Here is a 26,116-nt window from a genome sequence, read left to right as displayed (position 1 = left end):
CTGGCGCCGGCAAGCAGCTTCTCGGTTGCCAACGGATTGGGGGGGAAGTACCAGTGGACGCAGGGCGCCATCGGGCGCCTGCTGGGTATCACCGCCTCACCAGCAGACGGATTCGCGTGTGGTTCGGAGTCAGGTCTCGAGTTTCACTTTATGCCTTTCGATTATACCAAGGATTATACCAAGGACAGGCACTGAAAAAAGCCTATGAAAAGCTGACTTACAGAATGGACTACGGCGACGTGGGAGTGCCTGTCCCTGAGCATAATGTCGAAATATTTTATAATCGTAAAAGACGACACTCAGCCAACGATGGGCTCTGTCCCGTTAAGTTTGAAGAAATCGCGGCTATGGCTGCATAAGTAGAGTGTCTACTTTTGGTGGGGAACGACAGCTCACCTTTAAAATAGGAAAATCGCGAAATTGAAGAATGTCTTGGTTGTATTACTAATATCAGTTGTGTCTGCTTGTGCCACTGTGCGGGCTCCCTATCGGATGGCTATAACTGATTGGTTCGGAAATGCCCGGCCATATTACGTGGAGGGTGAGGCGCTGAATTTACACGTATATTGGGACGCCAAACGAGATGCGGGCAAGCCCGTCGATTGTTCCGTTTCAAATTCATTTTCGGCTGAGGTGATTTGGCGAAGCATTCTTATAATTCCAGACGCTAAGCCTGGACAGCTCATGACCACCATATGGAGCCCCCCTTTTCCCGAAACGGGCTTAAAGCTACAGGCAGGCTCATATTTGGCAGTGTGTAGTTTTAACAATGAAGCGAAAGCGTCAATAGCTCTGAATGTGGTTAAGTTGAGTGGATCAGATGAAACATAGAAAATATTAAATAACAAGTGAAATAACAAGGACACCGAACAACGATGGCCCAAAAAAAGCTGATTTGCAAGATGGGCTGAGGAGTTATGGGTGTTAGGTGATTAAGCTGAAAGCAATTAACATAAATTATTACGCCAAAGCCTGAATTTCAGATACAGAAAATCAGGAAAAGAGCATTGCAAGAATCAAATCAGGCGGATTTCCGAAATCGTCGGTGCACTATCTTTTCAAAATGCTGGCTGTTGACCAGCCATTGCTCTATGGGAATATTCAGCCGGGTAAGAATCGGTGGTAGTCCGTTTGGAATAAATCCTGTTTTATCATCCCGAATCGCTCGACCGGTCCACTCAACCAATTGCAGGTAGTCGCTTAACGAGAAGTGGATTCCTGTTTGTGGTTCAGGTTTAACCGTATCTTCGAAGCACAGGAGTGGTTTAATGGGAAGGTTAAAACTGGCGGTCAGGTTCTGGTCCTTGATCGCCTCCGCCAGGTTAAAGGCGGGTTGGATGCGCTCCTTGATGCTGGTGTGATCAGAGGATTCCGGAGTTCTGGCCATACCGGCCCGAATGGGATTAAGATCCACATAGGCCATGCAGGAAATCAGGGCCTCTTCAGTTAGCAGTGCCTGGGATTTAAAGCGGGATTCCCAAAAGTGCCCGGTGCAGTTGTCCTCGGCATTGGCCATCCTTGCGATGGGTTCATTTAACAGCTTCATGAACCAGCTCAAACTCTGCAAACGCTGGCGCCAGATTTCGATAATGCTCGAAACGGAATCTCTTTCTGCGGTTGTCAGAGCTTCGCCTTGATGATGACGTTGAATCAGCAGGGGGCCTTTATACAGTGTCAGCCAGCGATTTATCACGTCCTGTTCCGACCAGTCCTCAGAGCTGCTGAGCTTGACTACTACATGGTAGTGATTACTCAAAACCGCATAGCTGCAGATGTCGATGGCAAACAAAGAGCTCAGCAGGCGTAACCGTTCATTTAGCGGAGTCCTAACCAATTAGGTTTGCGCGCGATATCCTGCCCCTTCATCAATTTAGGAGGCAGTATGGCAACTCGACATCGCAAAGCAAATCAATGGCAAGATATCATTCAGCAATGGCAAGCCAGCAACCTATCAGCATCCCAGTTTTGTAAAGACCAGAATATTGGTTATGCCAGTTTTTGCAACTGGCGCAAGCGCCTGGCAAGTGAAGCATCGGATCAGGAACAGGGCAATCCGGCTCAGTTCATTAACCTTGGATCGCTTCAGGCCAATGCTCGTGGATGGACGATCACCTTGAGTTTGGGCAATGGCGTGGAATTGCGGTTGGCCCAAGACTGATGTTTACACCTGCCACGCAGTCCAGTATCTGGTTGTGCACCGAGCCAACCGATATGCGTCGTTCGTTTAACGGGCTTAGCGCGCTGGTGAAAAACCAACTGGGTCATGATCCGTTAAACGGTCAGTATTTCGTGTTCATCAATCGTCGTAAAACCCAGATGAAAATTCTGTATTTTGAGCCGTCGGGTTTCTGTCTTTGGGGAAAACGTTTAGAGCAGGGGCAGTTTAGATTCCGGTCTTCAGTAACCGGACAGAGATCTTTGACGCGCACGGATCTGCAGCTGATTCTGGAGGGCATTGAGGTGCAAAAATCCCGACAATTCAAGCGTTTTCATCATCCCGTTTAGGCCGTTGCATGGTACAATCGCGTTCATGACGACGACCTCTCAACCATTTGATTCCGCTACCGAAAGAGCCCTGGTTTCAGCCGCGGAAGTGGCGGCGTTACATGAAGAAATAGCCACTCTAAAACAGAGGGTGGCGTGGTTTGAGAAGCAATTGTTTGGCCAGAAATCCGAAAAGCGCCCAGTGGACAACCCCCATCAGGCGAGCCTTTTGGGTGAACCCTCGGAGCCGGCTTCGCCGGAGGGTGAATCCATCACGGTTACCTATCAGCGTGGCAAGGGCCAAAAGCAGCGCGCCGATGACTGCGTCAACGACAGCGGCTTGCGGTTTAACGATGACGTTCCGGTTGAGGTAATCGAAGTCACTCCCGCCGAGTTGAGTGGCGCGGATGCGGACCAGTACGACATCATCGGTACCAAGAGCACCTTCCGCCTGGCCCAGCGCCCAGCCAGCTATGTGGTACTGCGCTATGACCGACCGGTTATCAAGCGCAAGAACAGCGAGCAGCCGTTGCCGTGTCCTGCACCCTTTAACGTACTGGACAGAAGCATTGCCGATGTTAGCCTGCTGGTTGGTCTCCTGGTGGACAAATTCCAGTTTCACCTGCCGCTGTACCGTCAGCACCAACGCATTAGCCAGGCAGGCATCACCCTGAGTCGAGCCACGCTTACTAATGTTGTTAAACGCGCCATAGATCTTTTGCGACCGGTCGTTTCGGCGCAACTGGACAACGTACTCCGAAGTCGGGTGCTGGCGATGGATGAAACTCCCATCAAAGCGGGCAAGGCCGGAAAAGGTAAACTTAAACACAGCTGGTTCTGGCCGCTGTACGGCGATCAGGATGAAGTGGTATTTACTTTCTCCAGCAGTCGCAGTCGGCAGCACATTGAGCGGATTCTCAAAGACCAATTCAGTGGCACGTTACTCAGTGACGGCTACTCAGCCTACAGCAGTTATGTCAAAGCGAACCAGGGCGTCACCCACGCACAATGCTGGATTCACAGTAGGCGACAGTTTATTGAAGCGGAAGCGCAGGAGCCCGTGGCAGTCCGTGAAGCCCTTGATATCATTGCAGCGCTCTATAAACACGAAGCGATTATCGCCAGAGAAGAATTGGCTGATGACAAGAAGCGGGGCTATCGGCTGGAGCACAGCAAGCCATTGGTGGATCAATTCTTCAAATGGTGTCACCAACAACTGCAGCGGACTGATTTGATCCCCTCAAACCCTCTCACAAAAGCATTGGGATATGTCATCAACAAGGAGCAAAAGCTGCGGGTATTTCTGGAGAGGCCCGGCGTGGCCATGGACACTAATCATCTGGAGCGGGCACTGCGGCCGATACCCATGGGCAGAAAATCGTGGTTATTTTGCTGGACGGAGCTTGGGGCGGAGCACGTTGGCATTATCCAGAGCTTGATCACCACTTGTCGTCTTCATGGCATTAACCCATATACGTACTTAACCGATGTGCTATTGAGAATCAGTGAGCATCCGGCGAGCCGGATTGAGGAGCTAACACCGCGTCTGTGGAAAGAAAGGTTTGCCCTGAATCCACTACGATCCGACTTGTCGCAGAGAGCAAATTACCCGGTAGAGACACCAATCAATAGATGTTGTCAGCGAGGCTCATGTGCGCATTGAAGATATGACCATTGAGCAGCTGCTGGAGCTCAATGAGATCATTTGTGAGCGGATTGACTACTTGAGGAGCCGGCAGGACCAGGACATTTTAAAATTGTTGTGTCTGGGGAACCAGGTTCGCTTTCAAAACAAGGAAGGGCAAACTGAATTTGGTATTGTGACCAAAATTAATCGAAAGACCGTAGTGGTTTTAACCAAAGATCAGAAGCAATGGAAAATACCGCCGGGCATGTTGAGCATAGTGAAAGATGTTAACTGACACTCTTCAGCTTATGAGTCAACTACTCCGCTGAATGAACGCTTACCAGCAGGCGGATGCGGTTTTCAATCCACTGCCTTCGGTGTTCGTAGCACTGGCCAGTGACAGGATCGCTACCACAGAGAAACGCTTGCCTTACACAGCGGGACACGCAGTGGTAGTAGGGCGTATCCGCAGGTGATACAAGCTGCTTTCTTGGTCGAGTCATAGACTTTGGTACTGGGCGGCAATGAGAGGATTAATAAAACTACGCTCCTTGATGGTTTTTCAAGCCATTTTTCGCAGAGCCTAATTAAATAGCAGCAGGGAAGTGCTAGAATTCATACTGAGGTATGACGGTCGGCGTGCCTGTCCTCGAGCATATGCTCTTAAAATTAAAGCGTTCTATCAGGATTAGATAATGTCTGACGATCAGCGGGAACAATCTCCACAAGGCAGTGAAGTGGCTACGGGCTCCAGCAAGCTGCGGCACATAATGAGTTGGATCATAGTTGTCATTCTCGTGCTGTTTGGCGCCGGCGCGTTATATCGCCTGTTCACGTTTAGCAAACCAGAAGACACTTTTTGGAATGATCTGTTTGTTGAGCAGTTCCCGGTGTTAGTGGGCATGCCAATGGCGGGCCTTGGTGCGCTGTTTGTGACTCTAATTTTGAGAATTTCAACCGGACCCCTGGAGTTTGAAATTGGGGGGCTAAAATTCAAGGGTGGGGCAGCCCCCATTGTTTTCTGGATTATTTGCTTTTTGAGCATTGTGGTATCCATAAAGATGCTCTGGCAAACCTAGCTACCACTATCAAGCACCACTATAACCTTGGTCCTTCGCCCACGCATCCATCCTGGGCACTCGGTATCCTGGGGATGCCCGGTTTTACCGGCTGGGCCGGCTTGACGCAGATCGGGGCGCCCAAGCCCGGCGAGACCATTGCGGTGGCGGCAGCGACCGGCCCGGTGGGCGCAACCGTAGGCCAAATCGGCAAGTTGCTGGGCTGTCGTGCTGTTGGCATCGCCGGCGGGCCGGAAAAATGTGCCTATGCAGTTGATGAGCTGGGTTTCGACGCATGCATCGATCACAAGGCACCGGACTTTGCTGATCAGATGGCCAAGGCCAGCCCGGACGGCATTGATGTCTATTTCGAAAGTGTGGGTGGCAAGGTTCTCGATGCGGTGATCCCGCTTCTTAACCCTCATGCTCGTGTGCCGGTGTGTGGGCTGGTATCGCAATATAACGCCACCCAACTGCCCGCTGGGCCAGACCGAATGAATTGGCTGATGGGGCAGATCCTGCGCAAAATGATCAAGGTGCAGGGTTTTATTATCTTTGACAGTTTCGGTCACCTTTACCCGGAATTCGCCAAGCAGATGGGTGCGTGGGTGAAAAGCGGCAAGATCAAGTATCGCGAAGAGATCATTGATGGTCTGGAAAACGCCCCTGAAGCCTTTATCGGCCTTCTCAACGGCGAAAATTTCGGCAAGCGGGTCATCCGCGTCGGCAACAAAAAATAGGAAAATAACATGAAAATTCTGATGATACTCACGTCCCATGACGAACTTGGAGACACAGGCAAAAAAACCGGCTTCTGGCTGGAGGAGTTTGCCGCACCTTATTACGTCTTCAAGGACGCCGGGGCCGATATCACTTTGGCCACGCCCAAGGGTGGGCAACCACCAATTGATCCGTCCAGCGATAGCGAGGACGCACAGACCGACGACACCCGCCGTTTCAAGGGTGATGCCGAGGCGCAAAAGCATCTTGCGACTACGTTAAAGCTGTCTGACGTGACAGCAGCCGGTTTCGATGCAATCTTCTATCCCGGTGGTCATGGCCCCTTGTGGGACCTGGCCGAAGACGCCAACAGCAAGCGCCTGATCGAAGCCTTCATCGCCGCTGACTTGCCTGTTGGGGCGGTCTGCCACGCCCCCGCCGTATTCCGCCACACTCAAGGCAAAGACGGCAAACCCCTGGTCTCAGGGCGACGTGTGACAAGCTTCACCAATACGGAAGAAGAGGCGGTCGGCCTGACCAAGGTTGTGCCTTTCCTGGTTGAGGATATGCTCAAAGCCAATGGCGGTAATTATGAGAAAGGCGCTGATTGGGCCAGCTTTGTGCTGCGGGACGGCAAGCTCGTCACCGGTCAGAACCCGGCCTCATCCGCGGCCACCGCGCAAGAGGTTCTTGCGTTACTGAAATAACGGGAAACATTAACCGGAATGATCCTGTACCACTGTGAAGCAATACCAGGGACAGGCACCGAAAAACTGGGTACCGAAAAAGATGGCCCTAAAAAGCTGACTTACAGGATGGATTACGGCGACTTGGGAGTGCCTGTCCTCAAGTACCTCGGTCCTCAAGTACCTCGAGTACATTCCAGAGCGTACTTTAGGCGTCAATGCTGACTATTAGGAGGTATAAGGTGAACGAGAAAAATCCAAAGAAACAGCTCTCAAATGAAGCGGTTATTGTTCTCGGAATGAGTTTTGGAGCTGCTATCGGAGCAGCCATCGGCGCATACACTGGTAATGTTGCGCTATTCGTTTCTTTAGGTACCTGCTTTGGAACGGCAAGTGGCTTTCTCTATCTATGGCTTAACTCAAAACAAGATTCGCGAAATAAATAAGCGACAAAAAAATGGAGTTGAAGCTGACGTGGCAACCTGTATTGTCTTGAAGCAGGGATTAGCGTTTAATTGCTTACTTACAGGAGACCGTGGCGCAGGTTCTTCACCCTCACTGGGGTAACTGTGGCTTTAATGAACCAGGGAAGGGTGGTCTTTGTTGACAGAAAAATCTTCTTTGTTTGAGTTATTGGCTTGATGTCGGTTCGGTGTATGTCGTTGAGCTATATGGCCTGTCTATAAATAACTGCGGAAGAACGGAGTGTAACTATGAAAAGTTGTACCAAGAGAATAATTGTAATCGTTACTATGGTTTTTTTGTGCTCTTGCACGATTCGGCACACAGTGCAATCCGATTATCCGAAGTATCTAGTCAACAATACGGGTTCATCGAACCTCCCCAAGACGGATAGAGCCTCACAGTATGTCCTCACTCCTGACACTCAGGGATATACCTACGAGTTCCGAGCCTTCGTGACGGGCGCCGCAAATCTTTGGGTCGTAGAAATAGGGAAAATGCTGGATGATACTCTCAAGTCAGCAGACGTGCAGGCGGCGTTCGGTCGATTGGAGAAGGTGAACGAGGCGGGTAACGGGCTGGGTGGCACGCTGACTTTCGATCTTCGAAACTATACATTCCAGGACTTTGGCGCACATATAGAGTTGAAAGTTTCGCTGTCCAGGGGCGGAAAGTCGATATTCGAGAATACCTATACGCAGGATGGAAAGACTCAGGGTGGCAAGATGTTCTGGGGCGGAGCGTTTGCTCAAAAGAATGCCGTACAACAGTCTACCAAGTTGGCAATCGATGAAATCTTGCGAAGATTGATTACTGATCTCAACGCAGCTACGTTGAGCTTGGAAGATCAGACCGAACAATTCGTTGCACCTGACTCGCCTTCCTTCGAAGCTACACAGCTTCAGTAGCGCCGCAGGAAAGTGTGACCGTTGGAACTCACAGGATAGTCAAGGTACACTTGTCTCAAATATTGCAGAACCATGTTGCAAGTTGGTCCAAGACTCATTTTGATCTTAAATGTGTTCATAGCTTTAACTACACTATTGCGATAAATCTCTAGGACAGGGACCGATGAATTCGTTTGTGCTGGTAGGGTATTGCCTTAAAGGAGAAAATGGCGTTTAATTCCGCATTTACAGGAAGCAGTGATTCAGTTGCTGCATCGTCATTGAGGTATCTGTTGCTTCAATGAGCCAGGGAAAGGTGATCTTTTATGATTGAAAAATTCCCTTTGTTCGAGCTTTAGGCTTTGTGTTGGTTCGGTATATCCCACCAAGGCAGTTGGTCTGCTTTTTAGGAACCCGGATTTTTTAGGTTCCTAAAAAGCAATGACTATAAAATCGATACTGGGGCATTCCATGCTCTCGGTAAACTAAATTGTCAGTTATCACTCCCACTGACAATACAAGCAACCAGGGAGTATTCACAAGGAAGCAAGAAATGAAGAAATTTTTCTATTCAATTGTAGCTGTTCTGTTTATGGTGTCTGGCTGTGCCACAATTGTTGGCGAGCCAACACAATTACTGCCTATCACAAGCACGCCTGACGGCGCGGAGATAGAAATAGTAGATGAAAGAGGTATTAGCATTTTCAAAGGAACAACCCCCTCTTCTGTGAGCTTACAAAAAAGTGATGGCTCTTATTGGGGTGGAAAATCCTATAAAGTCATTATAAAAAAGGTAGGCTACTCTTCGCATGAAGTGCAAGTAGAAACGAACGCCAATGGTTGGTATATAGGTGGCAATCTATTGTTTGGTGGTCTCATCGGATATTTCATTGTTGATCCGCTCAATGGCAATATGTATACGTTATCAACCAAAGAGGTTAACGCGTCTTTAACTGAGCAATCAGCAAAAGCCGGCCAAGATAAAGGCAGCATGTCTATAGTTCTTCTTGAGAATATCCCGGTCGAACACAGATCGAAAATGGTTCGAATCAACTAAGGGTTAACAAAGAAATCAGTCTGGCCACACCAGGTGTGGCTGGGCAGCCCAAAGATTGTATTGTTACAAGGATTTTGGGGGGCAGTCTTGCCTTGTGCCGGGTATCAGATAATCGTTAGATGGCGATCTGCCAGAAACACCCTCCAGTCAGTTGTGCGAATTGACCGATAGCATAGAAGGCTATCTTACTACGTCGAGAACCCGCGACAATAGCATTCTGACAGCCTGGATAAGTAATGGCTGATTAGGCGCGGCACACGACTTGACCATAATGCCCCGGCAATCGGTGCGTAGCTCCGAAGCCACTGTGGACAAATTCCCGAAAGTACGCTTATATACAATAAACCAGCCGTAACCGCCACGGGGAAACTGGAGAGTTCGGGTAGATACGGGGGATATAAAAGTAGTAATTTGCGGGTAAGAGACCTGGTGAAACAAGGTGGGCCAAATGCCTGACTAAACCTGCCACGAGCGCACGCCCCCCTGTGCTGGAATCCGATCTTCATCTCGGCGCTTCGCGCCTACACTACCGCCCGCGTTTGTAGCCTTAGTCCTAAAGCAGGGGGCCCCGTAATGACGAAGCCAGTCCTTCCCGATGAAGAGCTGATAGCGCTCGATCGTCTCGCCCATATTGCTATCGCTTACCTCATAGTGGTGTCGTTGGCGGCGTTTGTGTTTGGTGCGTATGCACTCGAATCCGCATCTGTCCCTAGTATTTTAGCGGTGGTTCTTATTGGCCTTTGTGGCAGTGCAATTGCTGCGCTAACCTCCTGCTTGGACCGATATGCAACAGGCTTTGAGCGTGAGAACGGTGAGTCATACCCAAAGGATGCTAAGGAAGGCAAGTTCAATAGGCGGTTTTCTCGTTGGCTCTTCGTCAGACCATTCCTTGGCGCAGTGGTCGCCCCTGTATTTATCTGGGGGCTGAGTCATTTCACTGAGAATTACCAGGATTTTCTATCTTCCCGCGAAGCGCTGGGATTCACTGCTTTTTTGAGTGGCCTTCTTGCGAAATCTGTTCTCGATCTGGTCAAAAATTTATTCAAAAATATTTTTAGGTCATGACGCAGAGCTCATCCTTATCTTCAGAATACCAAATACTGGCAAGCTACGGCCCCTGAGCAAAGGAAGTAACATGAAAACAATTGGCTTAATCGGTGGCATGAGCTGGGAGAGTACCATCGGTTATTACCGAGAAATCAACCAGCGGGTTAAAGCTGCACTGGGTGGCCTGCACTCCGCAAAAATAGTTCTCCACAGCGTTGATTTTCATCCCATCGAAAAGCTGCAGCACAGCGGCAACTGGGCTGCTACCGCTGAAATACTTGTTAAAGCAGCAAAGAGCGTTGAAGTTGCAGGCGCTGATTTTTTGTTAATCTGTACCAATACCATGCACAAGGTGGCTGGGGAGGTAGAGCAGAGTATCAATATTCCCCTTCTACATATTGCCGATGCGACTGCTGAAGTCCTGGTCGAGGATCGGGTAAAAAAGGTAGGGCTGTTAGGGACAGTATTTACGATGGAGCAAGACTTCTACAAACGTCGTCTTACCGAAAAATTTGGCCTTGACGTTATTGTGCCCAGCCAAGCAGATCGAAAACGGGTTCATGACATTATCTACAACGAGTTATGTCTGGGGGTTGTCAATGAAACCTCCCGCCAAGAGTATCTTCGCATCGTCAATAAACTGGCAGAATCCGGGGCAGAATCTGTCATACTGGGCTGCACCGAAATCGGCATGCTAATCAGCCAGGAGCAAACGCCTGTGCGTTTGTACGACACAACCGCCATGCATGCCGCAAAAGCAGTTGAGTGGGCGCTGTAGCCAATCATACTGCCAGTTACTAAACCTGTCGGTGGGACCAAGGAGATAACCTAAATGACCCGATGGAATATGGCCACTGCGGCAATAGTAGTCTTGGTGGTTGTCCCTGGCTTAATCTATCTGGGCTATCAGTTTGTCCCCGGCGTACGTGCCCCCGGCTCTGGCCTTGTCAGTGATGAGTTCTTTTTTAATGGCTACCTGATATTCCTGGGCTTCTTTTTAACCTCGGCGGTGATCGGTCCGATAGTTGCGCAGTTTGTGGAGTGGCGCTCGGCAGCGGAGTGGGCCAGTGCGAGGCGCAACGCCATGCATCGGTTTTGGGAATCGCTGAATGACGCGCTGGGCAAGTTCGAGACCTTTTTGCAGATCCAGACCAGGAAAGAAACCGAACACCACGCGGCGCTATTCCTGGATCAAACGGTGGCCGCGCTGGACAGCTTTTTCGAGATGTATGCCGCCGAACAAGTGGCCTTTAACCCGGGTATGCACAGCTCGGCGTCGAACATCCGCAATATACTGTTGCCACTGCAGAAGTCTCTGGCGTCGACCCGCTTGATGGCGAGCAGGAGCCGCTCGTACCGGGCCTACTTTCACCCGGACGCCCTCGACAAGTTCAGGGCCCTGTTTGAGCTGGAGCCGCTGTCGGATTCAAGCAGGCTCGCCTCGGACTCTTTCTTTTCTAGCTACGGCAAGGTCTTTGTAGATCTTTCCCTGGATCAGCAGCTTGGCGCTGGCTCCATATCCATACACAGCTTCAAGCCTGTCGACATTGCCGCCATCCAAACCGAATGGCTCGCCTTCTGTCGTGCCTGTGGCGAGAAGCCGGAGCAGGTTCGCACCCTTAAGGCGCTGAAGGGCGATGGGGACACGCAGGTTCGCCTGCACACGAAATTTGTGCGCGCTCATATCGAAGAGGATTATCTTGCCAGTCCACTGCTCTATGACGACGCAAGATAGAGGCTGCGGACCGAAGGCTCCAAACAGGAACTATCGTCGCGGCAAAATGTCTTACAGCAGGCGTCAGACCCGGCCGCTACAGCAATGTTCCCTTTGAATGACAGGAGTCGTTCCCTTGAATCTGCCCGCCTCACGCCTAACTCTTTTTGCTCTTTTAATCTGCGCCTCGCAAGCCACATTGGCGCAACAAAGCACGTCACTGCCGGAAGGCCCGGGCAAAGCCCTGGTTGAGACCGTTTGTACGGCGTGTCACAGCGCCGCCACCATCAGTCGCAGCGCAGGATTCAGCTCGGCCGCAGAGTGGCGCCGGGTGTTCTCCACCATGGTCAACCTGGGTGACGCGCAGGCCGGGACCATCGCCAACTATCTGGCCGAGCACTTTCCCGAAGACCCCGCCCGGCGACCAACGCTGGTGCCGGGGCCGGTGGAAATCGAAATCACCGAGTGGACAACGCCCACCCTGGGGCAGCGCACGCGAGACCCTATTGAAGCGCCGGACGGCTCGATCTGGTGGACCGGCATGTGGGCCAGTTTGGTCGGGCGGCTGGACCCGAACACCGGCGCCATGAAGGAGTACCCGCTGCCGCCGTCGGCGCGGCCGCACTCCATTGTGCCCGATGAGCAGGGTAATATTTGGTATACCGGCAACAGCAATGCCACCCTTGGCAAGCTCGACCCGAACACTGGCGATATCACGGAATACAAAACTCGGGCCCAGGATCCTCACACCGCTGTCTTCCACCCCAACGGGCAACTGTATTTCACTGCACAGCGAGCGGCGGTGTTGGGGCGCTTTAATCCGGCCACCAAAGAGTTGAAAGAGGTTGCTACCGAAGCGAGACCCTATGGCATCAAAGCCGGTCCAGACGGCACCCTGTGGGTCGCCTACAATGGCACCAACAAGATTGGCGCCATGAATCCGGACACCATGGAGATTCGATACTACGAGCTGCCCGACCGGCGCACCCGGGTGAGGCGCCTGGACCTGGATAGTCAGGGCGACATTTGGTACGTCAACTCCTCGATGGGCAAAATTGGTCGGCTGCAGCCAGACACAGGCAAGATCACCGAGTGGGATTCACCCAGCGGGCCGAAATCCCACCCCTACGCACTGGCAGTTATCGATGATGTGGTCTGGTACAACGAGTCGGGCATGCGCCCCGATGCCCTGGTCAGGTTCGACCCGAAAATCGAGACCTTTCAGAGCTGGGCCATTCCATCCGGAGTGGGCATTGTGCGCCATGTGTGGGTGACCAAAGCGGGGAATCTGTTGATTCATCAAAGCAGCACTAATAAAGTTGGCCTGGTGAAGATTCAGTGATCGGTCGGTATTGATGTGTCTCAGTCGTTACCAGTGCAGGGCAGTGCTTAGGCCTTGCTTTCCCTGATCTGCTTTTTATACTGAGAGGGCGTCATCTTTTCTATTTTCTTGAAAAAGGTGTAGAACACCGATTTGCTGTTGAAACCCACCTGGTACAGCAGGTCCGTCACTGACAGGTTATCGTCTTCTGACAACAGCCGCTTGGCCTCTTCAATCCGGTATTGGTTAACGAACTCGTAAAAATTCATTTGATAGTGACGATTCAATGTCACCGACAGATCCTTTGCCGAAACCCCCAAAATTTCCGCCAGGGTATCGATACTGAGATCGGGCATCAAATAGGGTTTGTCTTTCTCCATCACCTGCTCGATGTGCGTAACAAAATCATGCTTGAAAGCAACCTTGGCGGTTTTGCTTTCAGTCTGTTTAGCGGTTTGTTCGGCTTTCGCTGGGACGGGATTAATCGATGGATATTTGTTAACGCTATAGATCAATAGCGCCACTATAAAGGCAAATGTCAGATAGTAAACCGACACGCCCAGATTGATAAGAACATCTATATCGACGTGACTGAAGACGTTGTAAACTTTAGTCAAACTCAAAAGGGCTTCAAACAGCAACACCAGCAAAAAGCCTTTTGCCAAAAGTTTAAGCCAGTTGATCTCAACGCTGACCAGTTCAGAGCGAGAACCTTTATGTGCTTCGTAATATTCGTTAATAAGTTTTAAACACCCGGCCAAATACAGAATTCGAATTACTTTGATAATGGTTTCAGTGATTACGTAATGCCAGGAAGTCGTTAACGTCCAGGATTTTATAATGTCTACTTTTTGCGCATGCTCCAGCCCGTAATAGTTTACAACCATGTAAACCAGGAATAACCCCAGGGGTATCAGGTGCAGGGCGTCGGCTCTGTTGAGTGAAAATTCTTTTTGGGTGATCGATTTAACGTAAAGATAAATAAATGGTGCATCCAGGCAGTAGGCGAAGTTACCGATAAAGAACAGGTTGGGTGACAGGTCCAGTACTTCGTACCTGAACTGGATGGCGTAATAGGTTAATTCGTGGACAGAGATAAGGGCATGGGACAGCATAAACCCGCTGAGCAAAATAACACTCATTCTGTTCATGGCTTGACCAAGTATCAGCATTGTGGAGAACACCACAGCAAATACTATGGTCATTAATAACACAATATCATTGAGGTTAAATAGAACAGTGCCCATGGTACTTCTAGAAAATCCCGGTGCAGATTATTATAAAAAGTATAATTCTGGGCGCTATAGTAGCACAGTTACCCTCTCGGAGAAGTAACTGGCCGGGTTACTAGATGTGCGAAAAGGGATCTAGTTTTTGTTCATTTGTAATCGCTACCTATTGTCATCCCCGCGCAGGCGGGGATCCAGTAAGTACTTGAAATTTATCGATTCCTGGATCCCCGCCTGCGCGGGGATGACCATTCCGAGACGTTAGCGGTTCACTACAGTATCTCTTGTTCCCCGCCTGCGCGGGGATGACGAAAAAAAGAGATTATTAAGGGCTTATGATTAGTACCAATTATAAACTGGCACTTCTCTCCAGGGATTCTGTTCCACGGCAAGCCAGTTCTTTGGCTTCGGCAGAATCGGCGAGTTTTGACTCCGGAATAAACTCGATATTGGTAATGGCAAACTCAAATTGCCCGCTGGTCTGCAGTTCAAAGGGCACCACGATTTTGCCAAAATTAACGCCTTGTTGCTGGAAACACTGAGCCGGGATGGATACCGATTGCCAGTCGTTTACTGCCAGGCTGGCGATTTCCTCGGTTATATCGGCAGCAAAATTACAGCTGCCAGACTCATCACCAAAGCCCTCGCAGTTCATCACCAGGCTCACTTTGGAAGTGGGCTTTTGGTTCACTTTTATCAAGAATTGCAGCGAGCTGTTGTTGGCGATAACACTCGACATATCTTCCCTGAAACGACTCTCGCTGACCAGTCGGACACCGGACGGCAAGTCACCCCGGGTACTAATTTGAATGGCATCCTCTTGCACCAGGCGGTCCACTGTCCGATAGGCGACTCCGTTGAGGTTGTGGGTATTGGAGTTGACCAGCAGGCTTGAATTGCCATCAAACAGTTCGACTTGCCATGGCTTTCTGGCCTGGCCGCTGAATATCATTCGACCACCGGGATCTGCCTCGGCAGGCGCAAAGTCCACAGGTAAATCATCATTCAAGACATTGCGCTCGCCATAGGACAAACCGAAGCCATAGGCGAGCAGCGGATCATAACTCTCTGTATGCACATTGAGTTCGGTTTGATAGGGCGATTGCGGCCAGGAATAAGACAGCTTGCCTGTGAAGTCGTATTGCAGCGAACCGTCGGCTTTCTGCAACAGAACTTCGGCAACCCCGTCACCTTCAGAGCCGGGCAACCAGGCTACCACAAAAGCGTCGGACGCATTTAGCTCAGGATTGATCCACAGGGGGCGACCGGTAATAAATACGGATACCACCGGTATACCTTTCTCCTGCAGACTCTGAAGCAGTGCCAGGCTGGATTTATCGCCGGGCTGGAACTCGAGGCTTTCTCTGTCGCCATGGCCTTCTGCGTAGGGCTCTTCACCAAACACCACGATGGCTACGTCCGGTTGCTGCTGGAACTCGCCATTGGCAGACAGTTCTATGCTGCCACCAGCGGCCTCGATTTGCTCCTTGAAACCGTCATAAATAGACGAACCACCGGGAAAATCGTCGTTGGTATTGTTGGTTCCCTGCCAGGTAACCGACCAGCCACCGGACTGCTTGCCAATGTTGTCCGCCCCGTCGCCGGTGATAAGAAACCGCTGTTTGGGGTTCAAAGGCAATAGTTGATCTTTGTTCTTCATTAACACCAGGGACTCGCGCACTGCTTGACGGGCGATATCTCGATGGGACTTGTGGCCGATCAACTCGGTTTTGCCAGAGTATTCCCTGTTGGCCGGGCTGGCCTTGTCGAACAAGCCGGCCCGGAACTTAACGCGCAGAATACGTGTGACGGCATCATCGATTCGCTCCATAGGGATGATGCCCTGCTTTACCTGGGCGATGGTGTTTTCATACAGCGGCTTCCAGGCATCGGTCGGCACCATAAAAATATCCAGCCCGGCATTCACGGCCTGGGCACAGCTCTCATTGGTACAGCCCTTTACCTGGCCATGGCCGTTCCAGTCGCCGACCACAAAGCCATCGAAACCCATGCGCTGCTTTAATACATCCGTGAGCAGGTATTTGTTGCCATGAACTTTGCTGCCGTTCCAGCTATTGAAAGACGCCATTACGGATTGCGCACCCGCGGTCAGGCCGCCCACATACCCCTGGGCATGTATTTTAAACAGGCTCTCTTCGTTGGCGACGTTGTTGCCCTGGTCGTCCCCGTCAACTGTGCCGCCGTCGCCGACAAAATGCTTTACCGTGGAAATCACCCGGTTTGCCGACAGAAAGTCTCCGTCCGCACTGCCTTGCAGCCCCTTTACGATGGACGCCGCATAGTCGCGAACGATTTCAGGATCTTCGGAGTAACCCTCGTAGGTTCGCCCCCAGCGGTCATCCCGCACCACGGCGACCGTCGGCGCAAACACCCAGTCGATGCCCGTCACCATCACTTCTGTTGCGGTTACCTGGGCAATTTTCTCCATAAGATCGGGGTTGTTGGCAGCGCCCAGGCCGATATTGTGGGGAAATAACGTCGCGCCAATGACGTTGTTGTGGCCGTGTACCGCGTCAGTACCCCACATGGTGGGGATTGATGTGCCGTCCAGGCTGTCATCCACGGATGCTTGGTACATGTCTTCCGCCAGGGAAATCCAGTCGTTAACGCTGGCGTGCTTGTTGTTACCGGGGAATGCCCCGCCGCCATTCAAGTAAGAGCCAAAGCCATACTTGCGCATATCTTCGACGCTGATATCGCGAATCTCTGGCTGGATCATTTGCGCAACTTTCTGCTCCAGCGTTAATTGCGCCAGCAGCGACTGGACCTTCGATTCGATGGCTGCGTCTTTTTTAACTTCTATATCCAGTACCGGCCAAATGCCGGCTGCAGGGTTTTCAGCTGCAGTTGATTTGGCGCTCTCTGAATTGGGCTTACAGCCAGTTGCGGCCGCCAGTGTCAGTACGGCCAAGCAACAGTATTTTGATAAATCCGGAAATAGTGTTTTCATTTGTTAATCCTCAATGACCAGCAGCGCTGAGCTTTTTGACTGTTTTAGGCTTGCTGCCCACAAAGCCGAAATAGGCGATAAACAGGTAACATAGTACCGGAACAGCAAAGGAAATCTGCACTCCGGACACATCCGCAAATACACCTTGAATAACGGGTACAATGGCACCTCCCACAATGGCCAGGCACAAAATGCCGGACCCCTGTGAGGTGGCTTTGCCCAGGCTTTTCAGGGCGAGACTGAATATGGTCGGGAACATGATGGAATTGAACAGGCCCACCGCCAGAATCGACCACATGGCTACCTGACCGCTGGCGGAAATAGCGATAACAAGCAAGCAGACAGACGCGACAGAATTAAACCCTAACAAAATTCCGCCGGGGATTCTCTGCATGATGACCGCGCCGATAAATCGACCCACCATGGCGCCGCCCCAGTAGTAGGACAGGTACATTGCCGCGTGCTTTTCTTCCAGCCCCAGAACACTTTCTTCGCCCAGAAAGCTGACCACGAAACTGCCGATAGAGACTTCGGCCCCGACGTATAAGAATATGCTGATCGCACCCAGGAGGAGGTGGGGATAATGCCAGGCCTTCGCTGGCGCTTCCTGCTCGCGAGTTTCGGAACTCTTTTCAATAGCGCCCATTTTCGGCAGCTTTAAATAGGCAAATACCGCAGCCAGCACCAACAGCATGGCCATTAATAGCAGATAGGGAAATTGCACCGATTCGGCGGACTTGGCAGCCCCCACACTTTCGGCGGCTTCATTTAATATGAATAGGGCACCCAGATAGGGAGCCACAGTGGTACCCAGGGAGTTAAAGCCCTGGGTCATGGTCAAACGTGATTCAGCGGTTTCAACCGGCCCCAGTAATGTCACATAGGGATTGGCCGATACCTGCAGTACGGTAATACCAGACGCAAGTATAAACAGTGCCCCCAGGAAAATGGGGTAGCTGTGCATGCCTGCGGCGGGATAAAAGCACGCGCATCCCAGTGCTGCAGTCAGCAAGCCGGTGACGATACCCTTTTGGTAGCCGATTTTATTGACCAGGGCACCGGCCGGTAAGGACACCACGAAATAGGCCCCGAAAAAGCAAAATTGCACCAGCATTGCCTGGGTATAGCTCAGGTCAAATACAGCTTTCAGGTGGGGAATAAGAATGTCATTCAAGCAAGTTATAAACCCCCATATAAAAAACAGGGTGGTTAGTGAGGTCAGGGCGAATCTGTAACTGGATTCACCACTCCCCGTAACTGTTGTGACAGGTGCAGTCGTAAAGGCCATGCTATCTCTCCTGGAACTTATAATAGTGATGGAGGAGGAGCCCGGGCCCCTCGTTTCGCTGGAAGGCGCAGGCAGCAAAGGCTGGCTGCTTGCCGATCAAGCGAGATCTTTGTTAAATATATAAGCGAAGGCTTAAGTTATAGTTTGGGGCAAGTGCATCAGCAGGCGTGAACAGCGACAGCGTTGAACAGCGACAACCACGGAAACCCCTGACCCGGTGTGAAAGCTACCTGACGCCTATCGAGGACGAATCCGACTGGGGATCTTCTATTAAAACTTCACTAAAAATTGGTTCTGGTAAACGGTCGCTTCCTAGGAATTTGTTTTAAATCAAAGAGATACGGTCGAAGCCCAGGAAATTTATTTTTTCGAAAAAGTACTGCTGTGGCGGCTGAAACCCGGTTTCTGACGCGTGTTTGCCCAACGGCTGGCAAGCGGAAAGCGCCATTGAATAACGGGTGTGAGTACTCACTAATGCTGCCAATGCTGGTTGTGCTACTCCAATCTAATCGATTTTACGACAGGACTGGCGGCGAGCCAGCGCGCAGGGGATGATCATTCTTTGCGGGGGGGTATCTTTATCGTTGATCTTCGACAGCAGTAATTTTGCCGCCTCCATGCCGATCTTGTAGGGGTCTTCCTGGATCACGGTGATGGGGGTCTTAAAGAACTCGACCATGGGCATGTCTTCAAAGCCGAGTAACGAAATATCTTCCCCGACGGCTATATTGGCCCGGTTGAATTCTTCCAGCAGTTCAGTGGTGATGGCTAAATGCTGGGTGAAAAAGGCGGTAGGCGGGTCCGCCAGTTCAAGCAACGATTGGGGCGTCTTGGCAAAACCTGGCCCCCGCTGCCAGTACAGGACCAGCTCCCGGTCAGGCGCCAGTCCGTGTTTTTCCAGCGCCTCGCGGTAACCCCGGTAGCGATCCCTGCGTGACTTGACGGCATCAAAGGTCTGGGTAACGAAGCAAATTCGCTTGTGGCCCAGCTGAATCAAATACTCCGTGGCCTCAAAGGCGGCTTTTTTGTAATCCGACAAAATAATGTTCTTTTCGGTGCCGTCGTGCTCCAGCTGGAACTGCACTACCGGCAAGCCCTGGTCAATATACTCATTGATCAAGTGGGTGTTGGCTCCAGAGGGCGCCACCAGCATTCCGTCGACATTTATCTGGCGCAAATTCTGCAGCGCCTGGGCTTCTTTTTGCGGGTCAAAATCGGTGTTATAGATCAGTACGTTGTAGGTACTGCTTTTGCAAAAGTCATCGATGCCGCGGATGGTCCGGCTGGTATGGTAGCCGGTAATATCGCGGACAATAACGCCTATGGTCGTGGTTTTGTTGGTCTTCAGGCTCCTTGCGATCGCGTTGGGGACGTAGTTCAAATCACGAATCGCAGTCTGGATTCGCTCCTTTGTATCCTTCGACATATAGTCAAAGCGCCCACTGAGAAACTGCGATACCGTACTTTTTGACACGCCCGCGTGCGCGGCCACATCGACCAGTCTTACTTTTGCCATGCTATGAAATCTACTCTGAATGGATGTTTCCCGAGACGGGTTGACATATTGCCTTGGTATGTTAAATTACACAACTAAATCGGTTTAGTAAAACGTTTTATAGAAAACAGTTTTGAGGCGAATCAGGTGATTATTGACAAGATTGAAGTGTTCGTATGCTGCCCGGGCAGAAACTTTGTCACCGTCAAGGTGACGACGTCAGATGGCGTGTACGGACTGGGCGATGCCACCGTCAATGGCCGTGAACAGGCGGTAGTGGCGCTGTTGGAGGAGCACGTGATTCCGTGCCTGATCGGCCGCAACGCCCACGATATCGAAGACATTTGGCAGTACCTGTATCGGGGTGTTTACTGGCGCAGGGGCCCTATCAATATGGCCGCCACGGCCGCCATCGATATGGCGCTGTGGGACATCAAGGGCAAGGTAGCCGGGCTGCCGGTCTACCAGCTGCTGGGCGGCAAAAGCCGCAAAGGGGTGACCCTGTATGCCCACGCCAATGGCGAAAACATTGCCCAAACCCTGGATAACGCCCAGAAACACGCCGATGCCGGCTTCAAAGCCATCCGCTTGCAGTCCGCCGTGCCGGGCCTGGACGTTACCTATGGCGTGCTGGGTGACAAGAAAGACTACTTTGAAATGCAGGGCAACCGTCCGCTGCCGCCGGAAGAGGCGTGGTCGACGCCCAAGTATTTCAACATGATTACCGACCTGTTTGCCGAGGCTCGCAGCCGGCTCGGCAATGAGGTGCAGCTGGTGCATGATGTCCACAGCCGCCTGACGCCGATTGAATCGGCACGACTGGGCAAGCTGCTGGAGCCTTACAACCTGATGTTCCTGGAAGATGCCTCCATGGCCGAGAACCAGGACAACTACAAGCTGATCCGCCAGCACACCACCACGCCGCTGGCCATCGGTGAAACCTACAACACCATTTGGGACTGTAAGGACCTCATCCAGAATCAGCTGATCGACTACATCCGGGTTGCGGCCACCCACGCTGGCGGGATCACGGCACTGCGGCGAATTACGGATTTCGCCAGCCTGTTCAACGTCAAGCTGGCCCCCCACGGTGCACCGGACCTGTCACCTGTCTGTTTGGCCGCCCATATGCACCTGGATATTTGGGCGCCGAACTTTGGGGTGCAGGAGTTTGTCGGCTTCGGCAACGATGACCTGCGCAACATATTTCCCCACAGCACCGAAGTGGTCGATGGCATGGCGTACCTCAGCGATGCGCCGGGCCTGGGTGTTGAATTTAACGAAGAGGCTGCCAAAGCCTTTCCCTACAAGCGTTCATACCTGCCCGTCAGTCGTCTGGAAGACGGGACCATGTGGAATTGGTAGTACTTGGTGCCCGTAGAGAAGCTCTTTGTGCCCGTAAAGAAGCTCTTTCTTTGTCATCCCCGCGCAGGCGGGGATCCAGTAACGGTTTAAAACCTATAAATTTCGGTATGCCGGACCGTAGCCTACACGGGAATGACTTCAGGATTAAAGGTATGCAGTTTTTAGATGGGCGATTATTAACGAATTGATGCAGCAAGCAATCAGCAGGTGAGATGATGGACAAAAAAGTAAAAGTATTGATCTATGGAACAGGATTTGCCGGACAAGGCCATGCGGATGCGTTCCGGGCCGCCGGTGCTGACGTGGTTGGTATCGTTGGCAGAACCCCCAGTGTGGTCACTGAAGTGGCGAAAAAAATGGACATTCCCTGCTCTGGCACCGATTGGGAGGCAGCATTGCAGGCGTGCCAGCCAGACATCGTTTCTATCGCCACACCCGGCGGCGCCCACTACGACGCCATTAAGCAGGCCATCGAATTTGGTTGTCATGTGTTCAGCGACAAGCCACTTACCGCGGACGGTGAAACATCGGCAGAGTTGTACCAGTTGGCGCAACAGAAAGGCGTAAAAACCGCGTTTGCGGCGAGTTTCCGCTATATGGCGGATATCCTCCACGCCAAGCAATTGGTGGCCAGTGGCGCGATTGGAGAGCCGGTGGAAGTTGAGTGTATATCGCACTTTAACCTGGAAAAAGAAATTCCTTTCGGCTGGTCACACCGCAAGGAAGATGGCGGCGGTCGCCTCAATAATAACTTTACCCACATGCTGTCGATTGTCACGTCGGTGGTGGGAGAAAAAATTCTCAATATCGCCGGTGACGTGCGCGACGACCTGGGCAAGGCGCCGATAGTCGAGGGTGTACACAACTTCAAGACCCGCAGGGATTTTATCCCCAAAGACCTGAACGATCCGTCGCTGCAGTGGGGCGAGAGCAATGTCGAATGGTCCTACACCGTTCTGGCCCAGCTGGAGAGCCCGTTTGCCAGCAAGCCGGTGTCCGCGCTGTTCAAACACGGCGGCCTGACCCCCAAGTTTGATGAAAACCATATTGTCTTTTACGGCACCGAGGGTGCCATTTTTATTAAAGGCCACTACGGAATGGGGCCGCTGTTTGTGTGGGATCAAGCCGCTAAGCAATGGCAAGAGCTGCCTGTGCCCCAGGAGATTGCCGACCAGCTGCCGCAGATCGAGGGTGATACCGAGCGCAATTGGCATTTCCTGGCGCGAGAGTTTGTCAAAGACATCAAGGGTGAAGCCTTCACACCTTACCCTTCCTTCAAGGAAGGCAGTCTGTACCAACAGATCATTGACATAATCAGAAAAAACAATAACTGGACAGATGTTCGTCATCTGCAATAAATAGGTAATACCATGTTTTATGATTATCTCGTTATCGGGGTCTACTTCGTCTTGATTCTTGCCATTGGTGCTGTGTTTGCGCGCATGGCGGAAAACTCGACCAGTGACTATTTCCGCGGCGGCGGCCGAATGCTGTGGTGGATGGTTGGCTCAACGGCGTTTATGGCGCAGTTCTCCGCCGTGACCTTCACCGGTGCGGCGGGCAAAGCCTTTGACGACGGCTTTGCCATCAGCCTCGTGTATATCGGCAATACCTTTGCCTACCTGTGCGGCTGGGCCTTCTTCTCCCATCGCTTTCGCCAGATGCGAGTGGATACACCCACCGAAGCCGTAAGAAGACGCTTTGGCCACGGCAACGAGCTGTTCTTTTCCTGGGCATTAATCGTTTTCAGTTTTCTCAATGCCGGTGTCTGGCTAAACGCCCTGGGGGTTTTTACCAGCGCCGTTTTCGAAGCCGATATCACGCTCACCATTATTGCGATTGGCTTGACGGTACTGTTTGTATCGGTGCTGTCCGGTGCCTGGGGTGTGGTGGCATCGGACTTTGTGCAAACCCTGGTGGTCGCAGTTATTTCAGTGGCTTGCGCGGTGGTGGCACTGGTCAAGGTTGGCGGCCCGGTTAACCTGGTCAACAATTTCCCCGGTGGCTTTTTCATCGGCCCGGATATGAACTACGTCTGGATACTGGTGGGCACTTTTATTTTCTTCTTGCCGAAACAAATCATTACGATTATGAATCTGCACGATTCATTTCGTTTCCTGACCGCCAAAGACTCCATCAATGCCCGTAAGGCTTCGCTGTTGGCCATGACGCTTATGGGGGTGGGCACCATCGTCTGGTTTATCCCGCCCTGGGCTGCTGCCAGCCTGTACCCGGATGCGACCGCAGGCTATGCGAACCTGGGCAACAAGGCGGCAGATGCGGTGTATCTGGAATTTACCCGGCTGGCGATGCCCGCAGGCACCATTGGCTTGTTGATGGCCGGCCTTTTTGCGGCGTCTATGTCATCCATGGACTCGGCCCTGAATAAAAACGCCGGTATCTTTGTGCGCAGTATCTATCAACCTTTTATCGCCAAAAGAAACAGAGAAACCAGTGACAGGAAGCTGCTGCGCATCAGCCAGTTCATCAGTTTCCTGAGTGGCTTGTTGGTGATTACGGTAGCGCTGTGGTTTGCATCGCTGAAAGAGCTGAGCCTGTTTGAGCTTATGATGTCTGTTTCAACCATGGTGCAGGTGCCAATGATGGTGCCGTTACTGTTCGGCATATTCATCAAGAAAACGCCACCCTGGGCGTCCTGGGCGACCGTTGCGGTTGGCTTGTTCGTGTCCTGGTTTGTTATGAATGTCTTTACCGCCGATGTGTTTGCGAGCCTGTTTGGTATCGAGTCGCTGACCGATCGCGAGACCATTGACATGAATATTATTCTCACCATTGGCGGCCACTTGTTTATTACTGCCGGCTTTTTCTGCGCCACCTCACTCTTCTACAATGAGTCGACGGACAAGCACAAACTGGAAACCGATCGCTTTTTCGAGGATCTGCAAACGCCCGTTGTTGCCGATGACCAGCAGGACGATTTCGATCGTCAACAGCGTCACAAGTTGGGCCTGATGGTTAAAATCATGGGCTCTGGTGTGTTGCTGATGGCCTTGATACCGAACCCGATGTGGGGCCGGCTGATGTTCGTGGCCTGTGCGGCAGCTATCCTGACCATCGGTATTATGTTGCAAAAAAGCTCCAGGCCGGTGGTGGTAAAAAGTAGTACCGTTACCGTTTAATTTTCGATCTATGCGGCACCGGTCTGCAAGGTAGCAGGCCTGGTTGCTTTACCCTTGAATGGCTTGTTCCTCTACCCACTCGCTGTTGTCAGCCAATAATAGCGGGTTGTGGTAGAGGCTTTTTCGTAAAGGGTTAGTGCTTGATGTATTTTAATGCCTATATACGCAAGAACCTGACACTGGCTTGGCCATTGGCGCTGAATGCGGTGCTGGTGCAGTCCATGTTGATGATTGATACGCTGCTGGTTGCGCCTCTGGGTGAACTGTCGGTAGCTGCTTTGGGTATTGCAACCACCATTGTGGCCTTTGTGTTGGGGGTGGGCATTGCCATTGGCAATGGCATTCAGCTGCTCGTCGGTCGGGCCTATGGCGCCAACAGCCAGCCTGATCTCGCCGTCACCTATCGGGTGGGGCTGTTTATCAGTACCGCTGCAGCGCTGCTGTTCCTGTCTGTCCTGACTTTTTTTGGCGCCGAACTGGTGGCCGCCATAACCGACGATGCCGAGTTGGCAGCGTTGGCTGAATCCTACTTGTCGATTACCAAATACGTTGTCCTGGTGACAGCCTACACCCAGACGTGTACCGCCCTGTTAAATGGCTGCGGCAACTCGAAAGTGCCGCTGCAGGGGTTTTTGATCGAGTTGCCGGTCAATGCAGTACTGAGCTATTTTTTAATCAATGGCTTTGGTGCCTACGAGGGGTTGGGGCTACAGGGTGCGGCCTGGGGCAGTTTAATCGCGGTATTGCTGCGCGCGGTGTACTTTTATGTGGTGCTGAAGTCTGCCGACAATGTGGATTTAACCTACCCGCAACAGCGGCTGTTCCGGGCCGAAGTCGGGCCGCAATATGCCGAGATTTATCCCGTTGCTGCCAATTTTTTTGTTCTCTCTATTGGCGCTACGGTCTATCAGCTTTTGTTTGCGCAACTCGATTTGTTCGCCTTTGTTGCCATCACCCTGATCTTTCCCTGGGTGCGTGCGGGCACGCAATTTACCAATGCCTGGGCCCAGGCCTCGGCGATCAGTATCAGTCAGGCCTTGGGCCAAAAGGAACACAAGAGCCTGGCCTTGTTTGCCTCGGATTCCACCCGAGTGGCGATGACCCTGTCGATGATGATTGCCGGGCTGTTCTTGCTGCTCAGTCAATGTATCCAATTTATCTACCCGAATATTGAGCCCGGTGCCCGGATGGCATTAAACACCATTGCACCGCTCTATATCATTCTTCCGATTATCCGTTCCTACAACAGCGTCTCAGGCAATATTCTGCGCGCGCTTGGCGATAGCAAGCGGGTACTGAAAATCCATATAGTTACGCAATGGGGTATATCACTGCCGCTCTGTGCCATTTTGATTTTGCATTTCGATGTCTCCATCTTCTGGGCGTTCGCGATGATGCCGTTGGAGGAGCTGCTGAAAACGATTCCGTTCTACCGCTATAAGCAAATCAATCTTAAGCGCATGGAGGGTTCCGTTGGCCAATTGAAAGAGCAGTGGGACTGACGTTAAGTAAAAGTACACAGTTTATAGATGATAATTTAGCTGCAGTTTATTGGAGAGGGGGCT

23 protein-coding genes and 1 pseudogene are annotated in these 26,116 nt (G+C 51.7%); 18 read left to right on the top strand and 6 right to left on the bottom strand.

The features are described from left to right. Positions 1-1,021: 1,021 nt before the first annotated feature. Complete coding sequence (locus G8764_RS07830) at positions 1,022-1,756, bottom strand: transposase (RefSeq protein ID WP_166163852.1); 735 nt, start codon at positions 1,754-1,756, stop codon at positions 1,022-1,024. Between the two features lie 126 nt (positions 1,757-1,882). Between G8764_RS07830 and tnpA the strand changes: the two genes are divergently transcribed. The 4 genes from tnpA to G8764_RS07810 are packed head-to-tail and all read left to right on the top strand — an operon-like array spanning position 1,883 to position 4,406. Continuing rightward, a complete protein-coding gene (gene tnpA, locus G8764_RS07825; RefSeq protein WP_166163850.1) occupies positions 1,883-2,158 on the top strand; it encodes an IS66 family insertion sequence element accessory protein TnpA in 276 nt (91 codons plus the stop codon). After that, entirely contained in the window at positions 2,101-2,505 is a 405-nt protein-coding gene (gene tnpB / locus G8764_RS07820; RefSeq protein WP_207951750.1) for an IS66 family insertion sequence element accessory protein TnpB, read from the top strand. Before tnpA ends, tnpB begins: the two co-directional genes overlap by 58 nt. Positions 2,506-2,530: 25 nt before the next feature. Continuing rightward, complete coding sequence (gene tnpC, locus G8764_RS07815) at positions 2,531-4,147, top strand: IS66 family transposase (protein WP_207951783.1); 1,617 nt, start codon at positions 2,531-2,533, stop codon at positions 4,145-4,147. After that, the gene (locus G8764_RS07810) at positions 4,137-4,406 is read left to right on the top strand and encodes a transposase (RefSeq protein ID WP_166163843.1); all 270 of its coding nucleotides are present in this window, start codon (positions 4,137-4,139) and stop codon (positions 4,404-4,406) included. Before tnpC ends, G8764_RS07810 begins: the two co-directional genes overlap by 11 nt. 37 nt (positions 4,407-4,443) lie before the next feature. On the opposite strand, the pseudogene G8764_RS22470 reads toward G8764_RS07810, so the two are convergent. Next, positions 4,444-4,614 (bottom strand): annotated as a pseudogene (locus G8764_RS22470) (transposase); the annotation flags it as partial. Between the two features lie 192 nt (positions 4,615-4,806). On the opposite strand from G8764_RS22470, the gene G8764_RS07805 reads away from it, so the two are divergent. From G8764_RS07805 to G8764_RS07760, 10 genes are all read left to right on the top strand, one after another. After that, positions 4,807-5,190, top strand: a complete 384-nt coding sequence (locus G8764_RS07805; protein ID WP_166163840.1) for a hypothetical protein — start codon at positions 4,807-4,809, stop codon at positions 5,188-5,190. A 74-nt stretch (positions 5,191-5,264) separates the two neighbouring features. Beyond that, positions 5,265-5,909 (top strand): NADP-dependent oxidoreductase, encoded by a 645-nt coding sequence (locus tag G8764_RS07800; RefSeq protein ID WP_207951749.1) that lies wholly within the window; start codon positions 5,265-5,267, stop codon positions 5,907-5,909. A gap of 9 nt (positions 5,910-5,918) precedes the next feature. Then, a complete protein-coding gene (locus G8764_RS07795) occupies positions 5,919-6,596 on the top strand; it encodes a type 1 glutamine amidotransferase domain-containing protein (protein WP_166163837.1) in 678 nt (225 codons plus the stop codon). Positions 6,597-6,817: 221 nt separating this feature from the next. After that, the gene (locus tag G8764_RS07790; RefSeq protein ID WP_166163160.1) at positions 6,818-7,021 is read left to right on the top strand and encodes a hypothetical protein; all 204 of its coding nucleotides are present in this window, start codon (positions 6,818-6,820) and stop codon (positions 7,019-7,021) included. 513 nt (positions 7,022-7,534) lie between these two features. Continuing rightward, positions 7,535-7,945 (top strand): hypothetical protein, encoded by a 411-nt coding sequence (locus G8764_RS22320; RefSeq protein WP_207951748.1) that lies wholly within the window; start codon positions 7,535-7,537, stop codon positions 7,943-7,945. A 532-nt stretch (positions 7,946-8,477) separates the two neighbouring features. Next, on the top strand, positions 8,478-8,981 hold the full coding sequence (locus G8764_RS07780) for a hypothetical protein (protein ID WP_166163835.1): 504 nt from the start codon (positions 8,478-8,480) through the stop codon (positions 8,979-8,981). A 573-nt stretch (positions 8,982-9,554) separates the two neighbouring features. After that, entirely contained in the window at positions 9,555-10,046 is a 492-nt protein-coding gene (locus G8764_RS07775; protein WP_166163833.1) for a hypothetical protein, read from the top strand. A 70-nt stretch (positions 10,047-10,116) separates the two neighbouring features. Next, positions 10,117-10,806, top strand: a complete 690-nt coding sequence (locus G8764_RS07770) for an aspartate/glutamate racemase family protein (RefSeq protein WP_166163831.1) — start codon at positions 10,117-10,119, stop codon at positions 10,804-10,806. Positions 10,807-10,860: 54 nt separating this feature from the next. Then, positions 10,861-11,763 carry a hypothetical protein gene (locus tag G8764_RS07765; protein ID WP_166163829.1) on the top strand — a complete coding sequence of 301 codons (903 nt, stop codon included), beginning with the start codon at positions 10,861-10,863 and terminating at the stop codon, positions 11,761-11,763. 178 nt (positions 11,764-11,941) lie between these two features. Then, positions 11,942-13,084: a Vgb family protein gene (locus tag G8764_RS07760; protein ID WP_166163826.1), complete on the top strand. Its 1,143-nt coding sequence runs from the start codon at positions 11,942-11,944 to the stop codon at positions 13,082-13,084. Positions 13,085-13,131: 47 nt separating this feature from the next. Here G8764_RS07760 and G8764_RS07755 read toward each other — a convergent pair whose 3' ends face one another. The 4 genes from G8764_RS07755 to G8764_RS07740 form a co-directional block, all read right to left on the bottom strand. Next, positions 13,132-14,310: a helix-turn-helix domain-containing protein gene (locus G8764_RS07755; protein WP_166163823.1), complete on the bottom strand. Its 1,179-nt coding sequence runs from the start codon at positions 14,308-14,310 to the stop codon at positions 13,132-13,134. 331 nt (positions 14,311-14,641) lie between these two features. Beyond that, positions 14,642-17,263, bottom strand: a complete 2,622-nt coding sequence (locus G8764_RS07750) for a glycoside hydrolase family 3 protein (RefSeq protein ID WP_166163819.1) — start codon at positions 17,261-17,263, stop codon at positions 14,642-14,644. A 10-nt stretch (positions 17,264-17,273) separates the two neighbouring features. After that, entirely contained in the window at positions 17,274-18,551 is a 1,278-nt protein-coding gene (locus tag G8764_RS07745; RefSeq protein ID WP_166163816.1) for a sugar MFS transporter, read from the bottom strand. Between the two features lie 505 nt (positions 18,552-19,056). Then, the gene (locus G8764_RS07740) at positions 19,057-20,067 is read right to left on the bottom strand and encodes a LacI family DNA-binding transcriptional regulator (protein WP_166163813.1); all 1,011 of its coding nucleotides are present in this window, start codon (positions 20,065-20,067) and stop codon (positions 19,057-19,059) included. Positions 20,068-20,193: 126 nt separating this feature from the next. Here G8764_RS07740 and manD point away from each other — a divergent pair, with 126 nt between their 5' ends. From manD to G8764_RS07720, 4 genes are all read left to right on the top strand, one after another. Then, positions 20,194-21,411, top strand: coding sequence for a D-mannonate dehydratase ManD (manD, locus tag G8764_RS07735; RefSeq protein WP_166163811.1), 1,218 nt, complete (start codon positions 20,194-20,196; stop codon positions 21,409-21,411). 212 nt (positions 21,412-21,623) lie between these two features. Beyond that, positions 21,624-22,769: a Gfo/Idh/MocA family protein gene (locus G8764_RS07730; protein ID WP_243748652.1), complete on the top strand. Its 1,146-nt coding sequence runs from the start codon at positions 21,624-21,626 to the stop codon at positions 22,767-22,769. A gap of 12 nt (positions 22,770-22,781) precedes the next feature. Next, positions 22,782-24,551: a sodium:solute symporter family transporter gene (locus G8764_RS07725; protein ID WP_166163809.1), complete on the top strand. Its 1,770-nt coding sequence runs from the start codon at positions 22,782-22,784 to the stop codon at positions 24,549-24,551. Positions 24,552-24,694: 143 nt separating this feature from the next. Further along, a complete protein-coding gene (locus G8764_RS07720; protein ID WP_243748680.1) occupies positions 24,695-26,053 on the top strand; it encodes an MATE family efflux transporter in 1,359 nt (452 codons plus the stop codon). The last annotated feature ends 63 nt before the right edge of the window (positions 26,054-26,116 follow it).

Source organism: Pseudomaricurvus alcaniphilus (assembly GCF_011440395.1).
Classification (GTDB): Bacteria; Pseudomonadota; Gammaproteobacteria; order Pseudomonadales; family Cellvibrionaceae; genus Pseudomaricurvus; species Pseudomaricurvus alcaniphilus.
Note: the sequence above shows the minus strand (reverse complement) of the source record. Positions and strands in the feature narration are given on the sequence as shown.